The 19,625-nt window shown below is 43.4% G+C and carries 13 protein-coding genes and 1 pseudogene; 7 read left to right on the forward strand and 7 right to left on the reverse strand.

Annotation, left to right across the window (positions count from 1 at the left end):
• Positions 1-268: 268 nt before the first annotated feature.
• Together M4S28_RS10855 and M4S28_RS10860 are read right to left on the reverse strand one after the other, a co-directional pair.
• Positions 269-1,957, reverse strand: a complete 1,689-nt coding sequence (locus M4S28_RS10855; protein ID WP_249631792.1) for a GTPase family protein — start codon at positions 1,955-1,957, stop codon at positions 269-271.
• Complete coding sequence (locus M4S28_RS10860) at positions 1,944-3,056, reverse strand: YcjF family protein (protein ID WP_249631793.1); 1,113 nt, start codon at positions 3,054-3,056, stop codon at positions 1,944-1,946. Before M4S28_RS10860 ends, M4S28_RS10855 begins: the two co-directional genes overlap by 14 nt.
• Before the next feature lie 239 nt (positions 3,057-3,295).
• Between M4S28_RS10860 and M4S28_RS10865 the strand changes: the two genes are divergently transcribed.
• Positions 3,296-3,823 (forward strand): peptide-methionine (S)-S-oxide reductase, encoded by a 528-nt coding sequence (locus tag M4S28_RS10865; RefSeq protein ID WP_249631794.1) that lies wholly within the window; start codon positions 3,296-3,298, stop codon positions 3,821-3,823.
• 190 nt (positions 3,824-4,013) lie between these two features.
• Here the strand turns inward: M4S28_RS10865 and M4S28_RS10870 are convergent.
• Positions 4,014-5,630 (reverse strand): annotated as a pseudogene (locus M4S28_RS10870) (polysaccharide lyase 6 family protein).
• 85 nt (positions 5,631-5,715) lie between these two features.
• Positions 5,716-7,488 carry a sodium:solute symporter family transporter gene (locus M4S28_RS10875; RefSeq protein WP_017092962.1) on the reverse strand — a complete coding sequence of 591 codons (1,773 nt, stop codon included), beginning with the start codon at positions 7,486-7,488 and terminating at the stop codon, positions 5,716-5,718.
• Positions 7,489-7,998: 510 nt separating this feature from the next.
• Between M4S28_RS10875 and M4S28_RS10880 the strand changes: the two genes are divergently transcribed.
• The 3 genes from M4S28_RS10880 (at position 7,999) to M4S28_RS10890 (ending at position 12,200) form a co-directional block, all read left to right on the forward strand.
• Positions 7,999-8,607 carry a toxin-antitoxin system YwqK family antitoxin gene (locus M4S28_RS10880; RefSeq protein WP_114633646.1) on the forward strand — a complete coding sequence of 203 codons (609 nt, stop codon included), beginning with the start codon at positions 7,999-8,001 and terminating at the stop codon, positions 8,605-8,607.
• Between the two features lie 462 nt (positions 8,608-9,069).
• Positions 9,070-10,623, forward strand: a complete 1,554-nt coding sequence (locus M4S28_RS10885; protein ID WP_249631795.1) for a methyl-accepting chemotaxis protein — start codon at positions 9,070-9,072, stop codon at positions 10,621-10,623.
• Positions 10,624-11,474: 851 nt separating this feature from the next.
• Positions 11,475-12,200: an oligogalacturonate-specific porin KdgM family protein gene (locus M4S28_RS10890; protein WP_017082728.1), complete on the forward strand. Its 726-nt coding sequence runs from the start codon at positions 11,475-11,477 to the stop codon at positions 12,198-12,200.
• 138 nt (positions 12,201-12,338) lie between these two features.
• On the opposite strand, the gene M4S28_RS10895 is transcribed toward M4S28_RS10890, so the two are convergent.
• The 3 genes from M4S28_RS10895 to M4S28_RS10905 all read right to left on the reverse strand — a co-directional run bounded on the left by M4S28_RS10895 (position 12,339) and on the right by M4S28_RS10905 (position 15,864).
• The gene (locus tag M4S28_RS10895) at positions 12,339-13,055 is read right to left on the reverse strand and encodes a 3'-5' exonuclease (RefSeq protein WP_249631796.1); all 717 of its coding nucleotides are present in this window, start codon (positions 13,053-13,055) and stop codon (positions 12,339-12,341) included.
• Entirely contained in the window at positions 13,055-14,917 is a 1,863-nt protein-coding gene (locus M4S28_RS10900; RefSeq protein ID WP_065204762.1) for a DUF294 nucleotidyltransferase-like domain-containing protein, read from the reverse strand. The genes M4S28_RS10895 and M4S28_RS10900 overlap by 1 nt, the downstream gene beginning before the upstream one ends.
• Before the next feature lie 227 nt (positions 14,918-15,144).
• Complete coding sequence (locus tag M4S28_RS10905) at positions 15,145-15,864, reverse strand: FadR/GntR family transcriptional regulator (RefSeq protein WP_004733531.1); 720 nt, start codon at positions 15,862-15,864, stop codon at positions 15,145-15,147.
• 342 nt (positions 15,865-16,206) lie between these two features.
• Here M4S28_RS10905 and M4S28_RS10910 point away from each other — a divergent pair, with 342 nt between their 5' ends.
• From M4S28_RS10910 to M4S28_RS10920, 3 genes are all read left to right on the forward strand, one after another.
• On the forward strand, positions 16,207-16,983 hold the full coding sequence (locus M4S28_RS10910) for an SDR family NAD(P)-dependent oxidoreductase (protein WP_249631797.1): 777 nt from the start codon (positions 16,207-16,209) through the stop codon (positions 16,981-16,983).
• A 201-nt stretch (positions 16,984-17,184) separates the two neighbouring features.
• Positions 17,185-17,907 carry a FadR/GntR family transcriptional regulator gene (locus tag M4S28_RS10915; RefSeq protein ID WP_004733529.1) on the forward strand — a complete coding sequence of 241 codons (723 nt, stop codon included), beginning with the start codon at positions 17,185-17,187 and terminating at the stop codon, positions 17,905-17,907.
• Positions 17,908-18,054: 147 nt separating this feature from the next.
• The gene (locus M4S28_RS10920) at positions 18,055-19,422 is read left to right on the forward strand and encodes an MATE family efflux transporter (RefSeq protein WP_017081002.1); all 1,368 of its coding nucleotides are present in this window, start codon (positions 18,055-18,057) and stop codon (positions 19,420-19,422) included.
• Positions 19,423-19,625 lie beyond the last annotated feature (203 nt).

Raw genomic sequence — 19,625 nt, forward strand, 5'->3', positions numbered from 1 at the left:
AGTTTATATACTATTAAACTAGTTCAGCGAGTTACTTAATAATATCGAGTCTCTTTTAAACTCAATGCTTCCTCTAATAAGGGGCTAATATAGCTGTTTTCTAAAAAGCTATCTTCTAGGAATCCATCTTCTAGAGAGCTCCCGAGCTAAAAAGCTAAGCACTAAAGCTCTCAGCCTTAACTAAAAAAGATAAGCTCTCACGCTCTAAAAACTCAGTTCTGATGAATCTCAAACCTCATCAGAACCATTTTGCAGCCGCAGTCGTGGATTACTTTTTCTTCACGACTTGCTTGATGGCCATTTCAGCCAGTTTTGGCGTCGCTGCTTTCAATGCACTGGGTGCCACCTTCTTACCGGCTTTTACCGCTTTATTCAGTTGGCCTTTAACCGACGTGCCTCTTTTCTTGGCTTCTAAACGTTGGCGGTTTCTCTGCACGTTATTTGCGTCAGCGATACGCTCGATCAACGTCTGCCTTAAAGTATCTAAACCAAACTGTACCTTTTCTGGCGCAATCGCCAGCGGTAACACGATATCGGTTTGCAGCAATATATGATTGTATTCGAGCGCTTGAGCAATGATCTTTGCTTTGGTCGATGTTGGATTCTCTAAGTCATACGGTGGTTGCCAATCGTCTACAGGCTTTAATCGGTCTACCTGATTCACAACCGAGACCACAATCGGCTTCTTGCGTGAGATGTTCTTAGGGTCGTCATAGAAAGCATCAAATCTATCTTTCAATTGCTTATCCAAATCACGCGCAGATTGATTGGCTTTAAGCACCCATAGCACCACATCGGCTTGGGTCATCTCTTTCAGCATTAAGGCTTCGGTTTTAGGATTGCCATCAAGCCCTTGAAGATCAACAACGCGAACATCATTGTCGTCGACAAACGCGTTGTATACGGTTGAAGTGTCGGTTGATGGCAGTACATCCACTTCAGCTACCAACTCTTGCTTAAGCGCATTGATAAGTGAAGATTTACCAGAACTGGTTTGCCCCACCAGCACGATTCGCACAGGCTCTAATTCAGGAGCAAAGCGTTGTTCGTCGAGTTCAGAAACATCGGACGCTTTCAATGCTTCATCTTCAATGCTGAATCGCCCGCTGTAAAGATCTATCGCTACCGCAGCCACCTCATCGAGTAAGGCTTGTTTCGCGGCGTATTGCATGTCATCCACCACACCTCTTGTCATTGAAGATGTCGCTTGCTCTCTCCCTAAATCAGAAACAACTTTTAACGGGTTCAAATAGAGGTTTTTGAGGTGATTCCCCCAAATAGCGGCCTTAACGATCTTCTGCCCTAGCTCGCCATATTTGTCATAGGCTTCGTAGCCCGCTTTGATGTAAGAAACCTTGAGATACTCAATGCCCGGTATATGCTCTCGCACTACCAGTTTGTAGCGTCGGCTTACCTCTTCGAACAGCTTTAGCCCTTCAGGAATCGAGAAATCGAGCGATTTCTTATCAAACTTTTTCGCCACAAACTCAAGTACTTCTACACCGATTTGGTCTAGGTTGCCCCACTCTATGTCGACCATTAATTGTTGGCGTACATGGTGTTTTGAATCATTCCAGATCGACAGTTCTTTTTGAGACCAATCAGTCGAAGCCTTAACCAATGCATCGTTGATATCAGCTTTGTTATGTTGTGATTCAGATTCAGAAGCATCTTCGCCAAGGCCGTCGCTCTCTTTATTTGAGAAGGGCTCCGTACTTGAAGAGCGGCTTGAAGAATCGCGTGAAGAACGGCTAGAAATAAACAAAGGAATGGTGAATACCAAGGTACTCACGGCAATGGCAATCGACATTTCGAGTAGGTAACCGTATTTGATCGCCAAGAAGACACCAAAACCCATCATGATAATGCTAGGGAAGATGGCAGAAATCAGGGCAATACCCCAGCGGCCGCTCGATAACACCGCCAGTAATCGAAATAGGTTTCTAATTTTCTTCATAGCCCGACGCCGCCTTTCCTTTTTTCAGGGATTCTTTGTAGATCTTCTGCATCTCTTGTTCAGACACTTCTTCACCTTTGTTCTTATGATAGAAGTAAAAACAAGCCGCGCGACCTAAACCATAAGAGGTACCGAAACTCATTGCCGCTGCAGCCACCGCCCCTACCGTTTGACCATAAACTGGAATCAGCTTTATCAACTGTCGAGTGCCCAGCTTCATTCCGTATTGCAACGCAAAGCTGCTTCCCAGAGTGCCTATCAACTCACTGAAGACTCTCTTGTTCCACTCGACCCCATATTGATTCGCCAAGCTATGAAGCATTTTCGCTTGAATCGCAGGTACCGACACCAACCCAACACCCGGAATCAGGTCGCTCGCTGCCGCACTTCCCGCATACCAAAGCACTTCGTTTTCTACTTGATCAAAGTTGGCTTCTTCTTGCGTGGAATGCTCTTTGTCTACCACCATCATTCCAATAACAGGAAGGATGTTGGTCAGCTTTTCTAACAAAACGTTATAGTTGTAAACTGAGCCACTGTTATTACTCAAGTCATCCGTTTCAAAATCCACCGCGACCGATTCAAACTCTTTCCCCCAAGCCTTCTCTACTTGGTTGGTGTTGAACTGAACCTGTCTTGCTCGATCTGTTTCACCGGAAGACAACACTGCAGTATGAACAAGCAGCAAGTGTTTAATTTTCTTCTGTTTCTTAATCTGCTTTAGAGCCGCAAGCACTGAGGATTGCTCAGGTTCGTCGGCTTTCATTACAACGACTAACGCATTGCCCGCCTGACCAATCTCTTCCAGATCCTCTTTCGCATCATAATTCGCTTCGCTTAGTCCTCTGGTATCGAGAAAGCGCATCACCGGCTTGTCTTGTGGGAATTCGTAAGACATCGCCGTCATGGTACAAGGCGCAAAACCATTGCCCACTTCAACAGAAGAGTCGCCAGTCACCGCCTGAATAAACGATGACTTGCCCGCCCCCGTTTTTCCCAAGAGCCACAATGTTGGCAGATGCTGACGCTGGTATTCATGGGCCTGAGTAAGATCTGGGTTCTTGCTCGGATTAATGAAGTCTTTTATTTGATCAAACATGTTCAGAGTAACGCTCACTTGATGTTGAGATTCGAGTTGATGACAAAGCAATACTGACTTATATAATCACAAATCATATTAAACTTATGTTTGTTCAGTCGCACAGGTTTACAATACCTAAACGCTTGTTTTTATTTGCGCGCTCATTTTTATAGACGCTTTTTTATACGTGCGGGTATCATCGTATTGATTCACACATCGAACAAACATCAACAAACACAGAGAAGTAAAAGGTAAGTATGGAACAAATTTATTTAGCTGGCGGTTGCTTATGGGGCGTACAGGAATTTATTAAGTACGTTCCTGGTGTTATCAGCACAGAAGCAGGTCGTGCCAATGGAAGCGCCCAGCTAACCGAAAACGGGACGACACAATGCGATAGCACGCAATGCAATGGCACACAAAGCGATTACGATGGCTATGCAGAGTGCGTACAAATAGAGTTTGATCCAAGCATCACGTCAGTCACGATTCTGATGGAACACTTGTTTGAGATTATTGACCCTTACAGCGTGAATAAACAAGGTGTCGATGTGGGTGAAAAGTATCGCACCGGAGTTTACAGCACCAACGCAGCACACTTAACAGAAGCTAAGCACTATGTTGCCTCTCGTGACGACGCCGACCGTATCGCACTCGAGATATTGCCGTTAACTCATTATGTCGCGAGTGATGATATCCACCAGCATCATTTGAGCCGATTTCCTGAAGATCATCACTTATGCCATATCCCTTGGGATCTGCTGCATAAGCATAAATCACAGTAGTCTCGACGTAAGATCGAGATAGTCACGACCTAAGATCGATAAAGCCTCAACAGGTATTACCCGTTGAGGCTTTTTAAGTGTTAATGGTCAGGACAGTTATCATAAATTTATTCGATAGCTCTAACCATTAAGCATTAGCCATTAAGCCATTAAGCCATTAGCAATTAAGTAATAACCCATAACTAATAACTTACTTAGTCGTATTCTCAAGCACGTAGTCCGGACCCGCAGTTTCAGCCGTCACGACCGCAAGTTTAGACACGTCTGCGCCTTCACCTTGGTAAGCGTTAATACCGTTAGTAACTATCATTGCGGGCAACTCAACAGAGAAGCTCGAGATCTGCTCAGATGCTGTCACTTGGCCAACATATGTTTCATTGTCATACGTTGCGCCCATTAGCGGGTAATCTTGCGTTGCACGTACACTTACAAACTCAGGAGATTGCGAGTTATCAACCACGTTGTGTTTGAACGCCACATCAACACCTGCATAAATCTTTTCAACTTCCGCATTATTGAACAGGCTAACACGGTGAGTTTAGTTGCCATAGATAATGCCCCACTCAGTGTCGACTAGAGAGTTATTTTCGATGGTGATGTTTTTCGGCGTCCACTGCTTGTTCAGCTCTTTGCCCTTCACCGATTGATCTAGCTGCTCACCATTCGCTACGTCGATGATACCTGTGTTAATAACAATGCCGCCACGTAGGTCAGCATTGCCTTCAATCACACCGTCACGTCCACGAGTATTCGCAATGTAGTTATTACGGATCACATGGTCTTCGTCGTAGATTCGAATACCACCCGTTAAGTTCTTTTTATTACCTAGAATAATGTTATTTTCAACACTACTTCCTTTACCATGACGCAAAGAAATCAAAGCAGAACTTTCAAAAATTGTATTACCAGAAATTGTGTTGCCACCCGACTTAACTGAGACAAGCTCGCGCTCGCCATCCATGTCGATCATCAAGTTATTAACGAATTTTGAATTAGAGTCCCACTGAGAAGATTTTGAATCACCAATACGAAGTGCTTCCCAGCTGTTGCCGTTGTAACGAATCGCCTCTTTGATATCGAATTCGTTAAACTGGTTCGGCTTTTGATCCATGAAGATATTATTTGCGATTAGATGGTTGTCTGGCGTGTCATCTTTTTGCACACCAATCAACGTGCCGCGTTTTTGCTTACCTTCGAAACGGTTGTTGATGACTTTACCGTCTTTACCCCACAAAGAAACCCATAGGTATCTTGGGTATTCAGAACGACGCTCATCTGGTTGATATTCATAAGCGTGGTTAAAGTAGTAAAATGTTGAATTCTTTAAAGTGTTGTTGTCGCCCATCATTCGTACGCCGCCAAACCTTTCGTTTGGACCGCCTTCGGTAAACACTAGGCCATCAAGCGTGATGTTATCGCCTTTCAGTTCAAACTGAATCAAGCCAGTGATCCACGCAGAACCAGCTTGCTCGGCTTTAATGGTGATGTCATTCGCCGTAATCGTCACTTGACCTAAGTTCGCGTATTTACCGGCAGGGATAATAACTTCGTCGCCATCTTTTAGGTTTTCAAATTGTGCTTTAAGCGCGGCGACTTGCTCTTCTGATCCAACGACTAAGGTGTCGCCATCAACTTCAGTTAAGCGGTCACTGCTCAATAGGTAACTACGGTCGATTTCGCTAATAGCAGGCACAGCTTGTTCAGCGACACTCACTACGGGTGCTGTTTTCTCTTGTGTCGTACAGCCTGTTGCAAAAGCGAGCGTGAACGCGCTAATAATGCTTACCGATAATAGTTTTTTGTTCATCGTACATCTCACGTTAAAGTTTGGATTATAAAAATGACGGCCACCCATTTAGGTGGCCGTGATGTTATTAAGGATGCGTATTAAATTAGCCTTCGGCTGGAGTCACTTCGTCTTGTTGCTCGACTTTGTCATCGACCGCTTTAACAAGTAACAGACCAACAGAGAACACAATCAAACCACACAGAACGAATACCATGCGTCCCCACATAGGGTTTGGCAGTACAAACATAGTCATTACGCCCACACCCGCTACCGCGATAAGTGAACCCAACATACGACGTTGCTTGTTATCCAGTTTCTTCTGTTCATTACTCTCAGCAACTAACGGTGTCGCTAGGTTATTGAAGAACTTGTCGACATCTTTCTCACGGTGTTCCGGTAATGGCTTGTAGAACAATGTTGAAAGAACAAAGAAACCAGCAGTAAATACGATGTGACCAATAAGGCCGATAGCCACTTTCAGGTCAGCCCACTCACGGCCAGTTAGTTCGTTTAGACCGAACCAGTTTTGAATCATATCCGCCGTGATAACGAAACCAACAAAGTAAGAAACCACACCACCAACAACTAGCGTACCCCAGCCCGCCCAATCCGGTGTTTTACGGATGAAGAAGCCACAGAATGCTGGAATCGTCATTGGGAAGCCGATCAATGCGCCCACGTACATCATGGTGTCGAACAGGCTCAGACCTTTAAGAGAGTTGATGAACAGAGCAACCAAGATGATCGCGATGCCGAAGAAAGTAGACGTTAGTTTAGAAACAACCATTAGCTCTTTCTCTGTCGCTTTAGGGCGAAGAATTGGCTCGTAGAAGTTCTTAACGAAGATACCTGAGTTACGGTTTAGACCAGAGTCCATTGAAGACATTGTTGCTGCGAACATCGCGGCAATCAGAAGGCCAACCATACCAACCGGCATGTACTCTTGAACGAAATATAGGTAAGCGAAGTCAGCGGCTTTACTGCCAGCTTCTGGGTAAGCTGCTGCTAAATCAACACCTTGACCTGCCATGAACCATGAAGGCATGAACCAAATGATTGGACCCAGTGTCATTAGTACACAAGCAAGCAGTGCTGCTTTACGTGCGTTGTTTGAGTCTTTCGCTGCAAGGTAACGGTAAGAGTTCAGCATGTTATTGGTGATACTGAACTGCTTCAAGAAGATGAACACCGCCCAGATGCTGAAGATGCTTAGGTAGTTAAGGTTATCACCCGTGATAAATGAATCGGTTGGGAAGTCATTGATGATTTGTGTAACACCGCCACCGTGGTAGACCGCTACTACAGCACACGTTACGGTCACTGCCATAATGATAACCATCTGCATAAAGTCAGATGCGATTACCGCCCAAGAGCCGCCCGTTACTGACATCACCAATACAACCAGACCCGTTAGGACAATCGTCGTTGTCATATCAAAGCCGAAGATACCCGATGCGATGATAGCAAGGCCGTTCAGCCAGATACCCGCAGAGATAACACTGTTTGGCATGCCCGACCAAGTAAACACTTGTTCATTAACCTTACCAAAACGCATACGAATCGCTTCAATAACCGTCACAACGCGCAGTTGGCGGAACTTCGGAGCGAAGTATAGGTAGTTCATCAAGTAACCAAATGCGTTAGCGATGAAGATAATCGCTACTGCAAAGCCATCAGTAAAGGCTTTACCTGCTGCACCGGTAAATGTCCATGCGCTGAACTGGGTCATAAATGCGGTTGCACCTACCATCCACCAAAGCATGTTACCTCCTCCACGGAAGTAATCACTTGTCGTACTTGTAAACGTTCTGAACATCCACCCTATTGCAATTAAGAATAGGAAGTAGATGCCAACTATCAGGGTATTGAGTTCCATCTTGAGACCTTTTATTTATGTTTTTTTGTTAGGTTCACTATAGATAGATGACAAGCATATTTGTACTACAATAATCCAAATGCGTGACAGTGATCTTACAGTACTAGACTCAATTAATCATACAAGTGATCGAGTTCAAAGTTGCACCGCCTGCGAGCATAATTACTCAAGTGAGTGCAGCCATCCGCACTATATTTCGACAAAAACCCCGAAAAACATGAACCAACCCTCTAAAAATGAATGATTATCGACAAAAATTATTATTTTTCACGATCAAAGCTCAAAGAAGAACAGCAAAAATATCGTTAGATATAATTTATAAAAATGAATTGAACCAACACATTTGTAGTACAAATAGAATTCGAAATTTGCTTTTAAAAGTTCCCTATATTAGGTAGCCAATAATGAAAACTTGAAAACCACTATTAGATACTGACAGTGGTTCTCGGAAGTGAAATGCTTTTAACACACCAGTTACACTTTCCCCTCGTCCATTAAAAAGGTGTCATTATGAAGAAATACGTTCCAATCTTAATTGCTCTTAGTACGGTATCTTCTATGAGCTATGCAGCCACCAGCGATGATGCTGTTGACTACTTACAAATGCGCAAAGGTGTGGCTTATCAAGTAAACCACTCAAAACCCTTTACTGGTCAATTTGAAGAGAAGTTCGATAACGGCCAAGTCGCGACCCAAGCTCAATTTGCCGATGGCCTAGAACTTGGGTTAGAAACCAACTGGTACCCAAATGGCCAAGTTGCCTCTAAAGTGAATTACGTTAAAGGTGAACTGCAAGGTAAGGCCGAGACATGGTATCCAAACGGACAGAAAAAAGCGGAGCTCAACTATAAAGACAATGAACTGTCGGGTGTTGCCTCTCGCTGGTATCCGAATGGCGAACAAAGCCTAACAGCCGAATACAGTGACGGGCAAAAAGATGGATTGGTAACGGACTACTACCCTAATGGCAATAAGGCCAGCCAAGCGAAATTTGATGAAGGCGAAGTAGCAAACGGGAAACTCACTCGCTGGAATACTAACGGAGACAAGGTTGAAGAACTGACCTTTAAAGACCACAAAGTCACGTCTAAGCAGGTTTGGATGCCGACGGAAAGCTAATACTAAAAAACGGCTCTCACAGGGTTAGTCTCCATACATATAAACGACTACAACTAAACGACTGCAGCGAACCCGTCTACAGCTAATCCATCTGCAATTAAGCGACAAGAGCAAGAGACATGACAATAGAAACGAGCATTCATGTGACTAAGCGTGAATGTTCGTGGCTTTTTCACTTGCTCTTTTCTCTACCACTTCCCCTCATCACTTTGGTCCGACTATACCTCTATCTCTCGTTAATATTTACAGCACTCCATCTAGTGATAAAACAATCACCAATAGTCATTGAAAATAATAAATATTTAACTTGCGCATAACCTTTCCATAAAATACTGTAAGCAAACGTTTCCGTTGCGAGTCAAATCTCAGTTATCCGCTTGTAAGCTACTGATCACGCAAATAAGAGAAACGAGATTCCCAAATACGTTGTTGAGTCATATTGTTTTGCTTTGGTGCCTGCCTATGAAAATTAAAACCTCCCTTTTTAGCCTTGCTTGTTTATCCATTATTTCGTTATTGGTTGTCGTCTCATTCACTGAAATGGCAAACCTAAAGCTGATCAAACTTGAGAAAACCCTGATCAAGGTGAAGTCGCTTGAAGTTTCGATGCTTCAACTAAATCGAACGGAACTAGAGTTTCTGATCAGTCACGACAAAGCCCTCAAGCCTAAATTCGCCAAAGAGTATTCACACTTCCAACAGTTGATGAATAGCTTCTCTGTTTTACTCAAAGAGTCAGACATTGCTGTACCAGAGTTAGACAAGCTGACACGAGAAGTAAAACAATACGACAAAGATTTTTCCTTGATGGTAGACGCGATAGAACGCAACCCTGCAAAGGTCAGTGAGCTGAAATCAGAAATGAAAATGCTGTTTGAAGATATCATCTCGATATTTACCGGCGTTGAAGGTCGTTTAGAACAACAGGTCGAATCGATTCAACAAACCATCACTACGTTTATTGTGAGTTCCGTAATCGCCGTCACTGGATTACTGATCGCGCTGTCCTTTGGGATCTCATCGCGTGTCGCTAAGAAGATAGCCTCGTTAAACGCAACCATGTTGCACGTATCCCAACAACGTGACTTTACCGTCAAAGCGGAAGACAGCGGTTCAGATGAAATTGCGGATATTGCCAAGTCATTTAACACCGTCTTAGAAGATATTCGTCAACTTGTTGGTCAAGTACAAGGGTCGATTCAAGGGCTCGGCAACATTTCGAACCAGTTGCAACAAGACGGCATAGAAGTAGAAAGCGCTTTAAACAAGCAGCAACGACAAACAGAAAATATTGCGACCGCGATAAATCAAATGGGCAGCAATATCCAAAGTGTTGCGACCAATAGTGAAAATGCATCAGCAAATGCACAGACCAGCTTCTCCACGGCAAATGATGGCCTGAACGATGTGGCCTTCACCAGAGACACAATCAATACGCTTTCAACTGACTTAGTGAGTGCGAGTGAAGAAGTGAATCGCCTTTCTGTGTACTCAGAAAAGATCAATACCGTACTAGAAGTGATTAAAGACATTGCTGAACAAACCAACCTACTCGCTTTGAACGCCGCTATTGAAGCAGCGCGCGCTGGAGAGCAAGGTCGTGGTTTTGCGGTCGTCGCCGATGAAGTGAGAACCTTGGCTGGCAGAACACAGCTTTCAACCGAAGAGATCTCAACCATTATTCAAGGGGTTCAAGACCAAACCCAAATGGTGGTTAACACGATTCAAAATTGCTGTGAAAAAGGTAACAGCAGTGTCGACTCTTGTGAGAAGGCACATTCAAGAATCACATCGGTTATCGCAGACATGGAAACCATTCTAAATAACAGTTTAGAAGTCTCCAATGCTATGAAGGAGCAAAGTGAAGTGACGTCAGAGATCATCGAAAACGTAGATACCATTAAACAGCTGACACTGACGAATGTAACGAGCGCTTCAAAAAACGCCGCTTCTGCAACTTCAGTAGTAGAACAAGCAGACTCACTTGAACGCGCTGTCATCAACCTAAAAGCTTAGCTCTTAAGCCGCGGCTTACACGTTTTTTCTTATCAAACTATTCTCTACTCAAATTTCAGATAAAAAAACGCTCATGTTGCCTGTATCAACATGAGCGCAAGGGTAGATCTTCGACTACCGTCTCCTACCTTTCTAAACGAAAGCAGAAGTTATAATTAGAATAGTTGGGAGCAATAATCAAAATGCTTTCGCAAGCACTTCAACGATTTCTTCTTTGTCGCTGATGAGAACAACGGGTAACTATTCGAACCCTGTTCATTCCTATCAAGTTCGTACTCATATAGCAGGCTATGTCACTGCCTTGCCTACTACATTTCAAACCTTCTCTGATTGAGCTTTAAATCACCTCAAGTAAATGCCTCATGTTCTTAAAGCGGTGGATTTAATCCATTTAGCTTCAAGACCGTTCTTACTTATTCGGCTTCACACTGTCAGTGCATGTAATCAACACAGCAAAGTTATGTGTTGCTACAGAAAGCTAGTAAATAATAATGTATTACAAATAAAAATGACATCTAAAGATTCAATTTTTTGCTGTAGCGCACATTTATTGATGAACAAAACCCTTAAAAACCATGATCAATAGACAAACAAAGCACTAAAAATCATAAGCTTACCAATACAAGCTGACTTTGTAACCCTTTGTAAATAGTGGTTTTGTCCTCACAACACGATCCAATTCACAGATCATGCGCCTTCAAATCGTTAGCATATTTGTATTATTTAAATGCAAAACAAACTTGAAATGACCAAGAAATCGTTTCAACAAAAAAATGCATTGAAGACAAGAACTACTCTATTTGGCTTGTAATTATGGCCAATACTCAACCTATAAATATGGAATTAATACCATGAATAAAACTAAAATCGTGATTGCTGTGGCATCTGTACTCGCTGCTGGCTCTGTATCTGCGGCGTCTTTCGATATGAGACACGAATACAAGAGTCATACAGATCAACACGCTACTCGTGTAAAACTGGGCGATAGCATTGGCAACTTCCTTGTAGATATCGAAGCGAAATTCAAGGGAGAAGACGGTAAATTCATGGAAGATTTGAAGAATAACGGTTGGGAGCTTGGTCTAAATTACCGTCATGTACTAAACGATAACTGGACAATGACTTACGGTATGCCAATTGAAGGTCGCGAATCTGGTGTTACGTACAAACCTCAAGTTCGTGCAACATACAAAGTGGATAGCGTTGATGGCCTAAGCCTAAGTGCTCGTTACCGTTACGATATGAGACAAAATACTAGCACGACTGAGTACGAGCTCGACGGTAATGGTGACATTGTCGGTGTTGAGAAAAACATTGAAAACCAACGCCGCCACCGTCTAACGGCAAACGTTAACTACTCAATGGAAAACTGGCGCTTTGGTTTAGAGGGTAACTACTACAAAGCGGATGGATATGACATCTACGACAACGACGATACCAACTACGAGTTGAACGCAAGTATTCGCCACATGATGGGTCAATGGGCACCATATGTAGAGTTTGGTGATGTGAGTACTTCATCGACTAAAGCGACTCGTGAGCTACGTAGCCGTGTTGGTCTAACTTACAGCTTCTAATCGATAGCTATATAAATAATCTAAGATAATTACTGTCCTAATTTTCTAAGACCTAAACAAAAGCCAGCTTAATCGCTGGCTTTTCTTCTTTCAAATCAATTCATTTAAATAAGAGCCAAGTACTTAACGCTCCTCACCCTAGTGACTGATCCGATAGAGAAATGCAACGGTCACTTCATCGTTAGGCACAACTCGCTTCTGCTGAGCTAAAAACAATTCCGCAGTTGATACTGCATCAGCAAGCGCATTATGATTGTTGTATTCAGGAAGCCCGTATCTTTCACGAGTGCCTGCTAGAGTCAAATCCACCTCTTCATGATTGCTGATCGCTTTCTCCATACTCTTTTCGATACACAATGTGTCTAGCCAAAGCAGAGGAATCGCTCGTAAACCATAGCTACGAAGAAGATATTGGCTAATGAACCTCTCTTCTACCATGCAAGCGTGCGCGACAATAATCTTGCCTTTCGCTGCTTCGAAGAACGTCAGCATCGCATCATGAATAGAAGCGCCCTCTTCCAACATTTGCGGCGTAATATGGTTAATCACGGCGGTTTCGGCGTTGATCTGCGAATCGTTATCCAGGTAAATATGCTTGGCGGACGCTAAGTCTATTCGCCCCTTGACCACATCGACCCAACCCATGGACAAAATCAGATCTTGTTCGCTGTCTAGACCCGTGGTCTCAAGATCCAACACGATATAGTCACTGTCTTTGGCCAAGTCCGTCATTTCAGGGCAAGGCTGATCTACGAGATCATGTAACGCTTCTGGCAACTTAACCGTTCCCAGATATTGCTTACGTTTACGTTTAATTCGCTCAAGCGGATGAAAGTAATTTAAAAACGATTTCATTAGCGCGCTCCGAAACGAATTTTCGCCGCTTCTTGAAGGTCAGCAATGATCCTAAAGGCATCTTTCAAGTGTTTACGCTCAAAGCTACCAAAGCTATCTGGATTGATATTGTTGTCGGGCACATCTCCGTTCTTCAACGCTTCAAGTTGATGACCGAATCGGAAAGAGAGAATGAACTGGTAAGCACCTAGAATGTTTTTGAATGCGTCGTCGCTCAGCATGCCTTTTTCATTGGCTGCCGCAAAGCGTTCATCAGTGGCCGACAAGTCACACTCCACTGCGAGACCATAAATACGTGCTAAGTCAATAATCAAGTTGATGGCGTATTTCTTCACGTTCAAGGTTTTCTTGTTCTCACCCGATTTCTCTAACACCAAGCTGTTGAAGATACCCAAAGGTGGATTGGTATTGACCGCATCTTTCACGAGCGTGCTTAAAAACTCACGGTTACCGCGAATATTGGTATGCAGCTCATCACGAAGAATGCCTTCGAACTCACTGTTGCCATAAATAGTACGGATCTCTAGGAACACACTGATGTTGAGTAGGCGTTCGTACTCAGGGTTGGCAACCCACTTTTTATAGTAGTGCTTCCAAACATTGAGTGGCTGACACCATTTTGGCGTCGCTGCCATGAATTTACCTGGGCACAACGGGTAATCGCAGCTTGCCAACCCGTTGGTCACCATCATCGCTAAGTGTTTGAAGTAAATACGGTCACTGTCTGTCGCATCATCAGCCAGTACAATCGCGCTGTCTTGATCCGACAGCATGTGCACTTCGTTACGCGCGTGCGATCCCGCTACGATCCAAGAGAAATCACACGGTGGTGGGCCTAACTTATCAATCGCTATTTGAATCAATCGGCGGGTGTAGGCATCCATGATCATGGTCATTACCTTACCGACGGTTTCCGGTGCAACCTTGCCTTCCACCAGCGCTTCAAAAATAGCTTGTCGCTCTGGGGTAAACGAAGACATGGTTTTCACACTGCCCGCGTATTTGATTTTCTCGATTAAGAAGATCGCTTGGACACGGTGGTTTTGAACTAAGTGAGACGTGGTGAGAAGACCAACGACCTTATTCTCTTTCACAACGGGCAAGTTACGGATATTGAATTGCATCATGATAGATGCAGCATGCAGCACTAAATCATCCGGTTTCACTGTGAGTGGAGAGTGTGTCATTACCTCTGAGATCAGGCTATCAGTGCTGACACCGTGAGCGATCACTCGCTTAGTCATGTCACGGTCGGTGATCAAACCAACAATGGTGTCACCTTCATAGATCACCGCACACGGTGAGCGTTGATGAAGCATTTCAACCGCAACCGACTGGATGGTTTGCTCAGACTTAACAATGGCCACCTGCCCGCTTGCTACTTCCTCGACTTTACGAATGAATAGGCCTTTCTCTTTATTTGACCACACCACATCCAATGCCGACTTCAAGCGAACCTGCGCCTGTGAAGCAAAGTGTTCAGCGCAACTTGGAAAGGCTTTGAAAAGCGTTTGAAGTGCCGAGTGTGGAATCACATAAAGTAAGGTGTTTTCAATTGCGATGGCTCTATAGCCTTTCTCATCGTTAACTTCAGAATCTAAGAATGTAAAACCGAACAAGTCTTCGCTACCTAGACGTGCGCGAAGCACACCGTCCGATTTTCGTTGCTCCATAGAGCCAGTTCGAATGATATAAAGCGACTTTTCCTTGCCCGATTCACACAGATCAACCACATCACCTTTGCCGAGGTAAGTGATCTGAACATTAGAGGCAAGTTCACGCAGCGCTTCTTTAGGGATCTTATCGAATGGGTCTATCTGACCGATAAACTGAAGAATATTTGGTAATAAAGACTGAGGCATAATCACACTCGCAATAATTTGATTAGTATTATTATATAACTAACAAGGCTGGTTGCTAGTGGTTTTAACAAAACAGCAAAGAATAGGTCAAATATTGGACATCAGTCAGGTTTCCATCAAATTTAGATACAAAAAAAGCACGTATTAAACGTGCTTTCCTGGTGTACCTTTTAGTTCCAATGAACCAGTTCCAACAAAGATTCAAAGTAAAAATCTTTTTAAAACAATTAACTAGCGATTGGTAACCTGTGGTTCGTTTCTAGCAAGTGACTCGCTGACGCTTGACGCGCTTTATCACTGTTCCCCGCCATGATTGCTTCATAAATTTGGCGGTGTTCTTCAATGCAAGTACTTCCCTCTTCAGAAGAGTGAGAAATAAAGTTAACAAACATAGTCGTTAAGATATTGCCGAATGGTAGGTAAAAGTCGTTCCCTGTTGCGTTGAAGATTAGGCTATGGAACTTCATATCAATATCTAGCCAACGCTCTTTATCAAGAATCTCTTCGCTAGATATCTCCACCATTTTTTGGAAAATTTCTGATAATTCAATTCGTTGATCCGCAGTCGCAAATTTAGCGGCCAACGCACAAGCTTCAGGTTCGATGGCACGGCGCAAGCCTAAAAACTGATGGCAGAATTGGTCGGTGTCAGCTAAACCGTCCATCCATTCGATCAATTGTGGATCTAAGAAGTTCCAGAACGCGCGGTCAACAACACGAGTACCAATCTTAGGGCGAGATTCTAATAGGCCTTTTGAAGTAAGAAGCTTAACCGCTTCTCTTAATGCTGTTCTACTGATACCAAATTGCTCACACAGAGCCATTTCACCAGGGATAATAGAACCTTGAGGCAAATTGCCCGACAAAATACCACGAGCGATTTCACGTGCAACTTGCACATGAAGGCTTCGCTTAGAGCCTGAAATAGAATTGAAATGACCAGCCATGTGTCTACTTACTTATTAGATATGTATTATTTAATTCGTACTATAACACTGATTTATATCTCTACCAACTCAGTATAAGAATAACGTGAGGTCACTACCAACATAGGCTAGAGCATTATTTTGACAATCTTATAAGTATTAAGCTCATCAAACCAAACACACCCATTTATTCATACAAATAGTTCTTATTTACACATTTTTTGTATGCGTGAACTCACAAAACCACTCTTACTCTCACTATTTATGTCGGTAATGATCAGTTTTTAGATGAACACTCTTGAATATAGCAAGTGTTATTGTATGATTTATTAACGCAAATAATCTACAATATAGGCGACTCTGATGTTTAACGATTTAAAAGGCAAACGCATTTTAATTACTGGCTCTACTGCTGGTATGGGCTTAGCTACTGCACGCATTTTTGCAAAGTACGGCGCAAAGATTGGCATCAATAGTCGTGCTTTCAGCCCAAAAGTCGATGACGTTCTCACCGAACTCACCGCATTGGGTGGCGATGTTGCGTTTTTTCCTGCAAACCTAATGGACACATTAGAGTGCGAAAGGTTAGTCAAAGAGTTCACCGACCATTTTGGCGGCATGGATGTGTTGATTAACAACGCAGGTGGCCTTGGTGGGCGTGCAAGTCTAGAAAATATCGATGACGAGTTTTATGAGCGTGTGATGAACCTGAATGTTCGATCCGCGCTGATGACAACTAAGTTCTCTATCCCACACTTGCGTGCATCTGCTGCTCTATCGGGGCAAACATCGTGTGTGATTAGCACGGGCTCTATTGCCGCTCGCGAAGGCGGTGGTGTGGGTGCTGGCGTATATGCCGCATCTAAAGCGTGGTTACACGACATTCACCGCAATTGGGTGAAAGAGTTCGCGCAAGACAATATCCGTTTCAACATTGTTTCACCGGGCACTATCGACACCGCATTTCACGATGGCAAGAGCGACGATCTGAAAGCGACCATTGCTAACAACATTCCAATGGGACGCTTTGGCAATATTAATGAAGTTGCCCCTTCATTTGCTTTCTTTGCATCGCACGCTTGCAGCGGTTACATCACAGGGCAAATCCTAGATGTTAACGGCGGACAAATAACGCCCTAGCTAGCTGACTAATATAAGCTCACTAAGTTATATAGAATCGTTAAGTTATATAAAGTCGTTAAGACCGTCACACTAAATAAGGTCATCAGACCCAAATAGATGAGGGAAAACCTCACACTATATTAGACGTATATACTGACACTAAGCGCCAGATTCGTCTGGCTTTTTTTGTTTTCAAAGTTTCAATTTCAGGTGGTTTAAATGTCAATATTTACATTGGTGGAAGATTCAAGCCGCCGAATTCATGTTCAAGTCGCGAGACAAATTGCTCGCAAAATCTTGTCTGGCGAGTTGAAAGAAAATCAGAAGTTACCTAGCGAAATGGAGTTGTGCGAGATCTTTGGAGTCAGCAGAACTGCCCTTCGAGAATCCACTAAGCTGCTTTCAGCAAAAGGGTTGATTGAATCAAAGCCTAAAGTGGGCACTCGTATCAAACCAAGAACGCAATGGCACTTTTTAGATCCTCAATTACTGTATTGGATCCAAGATTTAGAAGACACCAAACCCTTCTTATCTCAATTCTTGGGCTTAAGAAAAGCGATTGACCCAGAAGCGTGTGCGCTTGCAGCATCCAACGCTACGGTAGAGCAACGCAAAGAGCTTTCGATTCTTTTCCAAAAGATGACCATCGCGGCAAACGGCTTTGATTATCAAGAGTGGACAACCAACGATCATCTGTTTCACCAAACGATTTTCTTATCGACGGGTAACCAGTTTTACATTCCGTTCGCGAACATTCTGTCGACAATTTTCAAACAGTTTATCGACCACTCTGCCGAAGGCGGTCGCTTCTGTTTAGAAGAGCACAAAGCGATATACGATGCGATTATGTCAGGCAATGCGAATCAGGCTCGAATAGCCTCTCAAGCTTTACTTGATGATGAAAACCAAAAGCTGTCTAGGGTTGAATTAGCCATCGCATAACCAAGATTGACCAGACTGACTCGTGTATCCCAATACACGAGTCAGTCTGTTTTAGCGCCCATTTTTAACCATCCATTACCGTAGTGTTTCATCTTTAAATGTTGAACTCGGATCCTCTCAGAGAAAACTTACGGTTACACACATAAGGTGTTGTTTGTGTCTACACAATCGTATGTAAGGAAAAATTTCTCTCTCGCCTGGCCCCTAGCCCTAAACGGTATATTGATGCAGTCGATGTTGATGATCGATACGCTGCTGGTTTCTCCTCTTGGTGAAATACCTTTGGCTGCCATGGGAATTGCGACGACTATGGTTGCCTTTGTACTCGGTATTCAAATGGCGCTGGCAAACGGCACTCAGCTAGTATTGAGCCGCGCCGTGGGTTCTGGCATTACCGCTTCATTATCCAAAGCGTTTTGGGCAGGTCTGTTCATCAACTTAGGTATCGCGACAATATTTTGGTTTCTGCTCACCTTTTTAGAACAGCCTTTAATTCAGGCTTTAACCGACGATAAAGCCCTTTACTTAGAAATCAGCCACTACCTTGATATCTCAAAGTATCTCGTCATTTTCACAGCATTAACGCAAGTAATTATCGCCCTATTTAATGCATTAGGAAGAACCAAAATACCGTTTAAAGGGTATTTGATTGAATTGCCGATCAACGCTGTACTTTCTTATGGACTCATTCACGGCTTTTCAAATTTCGAAGGCATTGGTGTTCAAGGCGCCGCGCTAGGCAGTGTTATTGCTATCACCCTTCGCCTTGTGTATCTGGTTCTTTGCGTGTATTTAAGCTCGGCAATTTCACTCAAATTAGACGCCCAGCGATCTGAGTTCATGACAAACGTTCGTCGTCACTTTATCGAGATATTCCCTGTCGCAGCAAATGTAACCATGCTATTGATTGGCGCAACGATTTATCAGTTACTGTATTCGCAACTTAACATCAACGCGTATGTTGCGATTACTTTGGTGATGCCTTGGATCAGGGCTGTCTCTCAATTTATTACCGCTTGGGCTCACTCTTCCGCGATTACTATCAGCCAAGCGATTGGCTCTAAAAAGATGGATGACCTAGTCAAAAACGTCGATACCAGTATTGATATTGCAGTCGTCATTTCTTTTGTGTGTGCAATCTTGTTCGCAGGATTAAGTCTGGTCATTGGTGACATTTACCCGAACTTGGATGAGTCTACCTATCAAGCATTGGCCGTTATCGCCCCACTCTACATCTTCTTGCCGATTGTCCGTGGCTACAACACGGTTCATGGGAATGTATTAAGAGCACTAGGAAAAACGACCGCAGTCTTCAAAATCAACTTTACTGGTCAATGGGTAATTTCAATTCCATTGTGTGCATTGATCATCTTTGGATTAGACGGTTCTATCTTTTGGGCATTTGCCATCCAACCATTCGAAGAAGTCGTTAAAGCTTTCCCATTCCGTCACTTGGCTCGAAAGTCTCTTAAAGAGTTTGATGCCGATAAAGCCAAAGAGCTGATGTATGACTAAACTCCGTATCGAGTTGCCGTCCTAAAATCTTCCTACGCTTTCTGAATACAACCTTGTCTTTTGACAAGGTTGTATTGTTTTAGCTGTACCTTTTATTGGTAGGCTTCAGCACACCCTCATTGATACCAAGGTCACATTAATACCAAGGTCATCTAAAACTCATATAAAACAAAAAGACCACTCAACATTCGGTTAAGTGGTCT

It is taken from the genome of Vibrio sp. J383 (assembly GCF_023503985.1).
GTDB lineage: Bacteria > Pseudomonadota > Gammaproteobacteria > Enterobacterales > Vibrionaceae > Vibrio > Vibrio splendidus.

Coding starts and splice junctions, on each gene's coding strand:
- M4S28_RS10900 (WP_065204762.1), bottom strand. CDS start 14,917: ATGCCTCAGTCTTTATTACCAAATATTCTTCAGTTTATCGGTCAGATA.
- M4S28_RS10885 (WP_249631795.1), top strand. CDS start 9,070: ATGAAAATTAAAACCTCCCTTTTTAGCCTTGCTTGTTTATCCATTATT.
- M4S28_RS10855 (WP_249631792.1), bottom strand. CDS start 1,957: ATGAAGAAAATTAGAAACCTATTTCGATTACTGGCGGTGTTATCGAGC.
- M4S28_RS10875 (WP_017092962.1), bottom strand. CDS start 7,488: ATGGAACTCAATACCCTGATAGTTGGCATCTACTTCCTATTCTTAATT.
- M4S28_RS10865 (WP_249631794.1), top strand. CDS start 3,296: ATGGAACAAATTTATTTAGCTGGCGGTTGCTTATGGGGCGTACAGGAA.
- M4S28_RS10880 (WP_114633646.1), top strand. CDS start 7,999: ATGAAGAAATACGTTCCAATCTTAATTGCTCTTAGTACGGTATCTTCT.
- M4S28_RS10890 (WP_017082728.1), top strand. CDS start 11,475: ATGAATAAAACTAAAATCGTGATTGCTGTGGCATCTGTACTCGCTGCT.
- M4S28_RS10905 (WP_004733531.1), bottom strand. CDS start 15,864: ATGGCTGGTCATTTCAATTCTATTTCAGGCTCTAAGCGAAGCCTTCAT.
- M4S28_RS10910 (WP_249631797.1), top strand. CDS start 16,207: ATGTTTAACGATTTAAAAGGCAAACGCATTTTAATTACTGGCTCTACT.
- M4S28_RS10895 (WP_249631796.1), bottom strand. CDS start 13,055: ATGAAATCGTTTTTAAATTACTTTCATCCGCTTGAGCGAATTAAACGT.
- M4S28_RS10915 (WP_004733529.1), top strand. CDS start 17,185: ATGTCAATATTTACATTGGTGGAAGATTCAAGCCGCCGAATTCATGTT.
- M4S28_RS10860 (WP_249631793.1), bottom strand. CDS start 3,056: ATGTTTGATCAAATAAAAGACTTCATTAATCCGAGCAAGAACCCAGAT.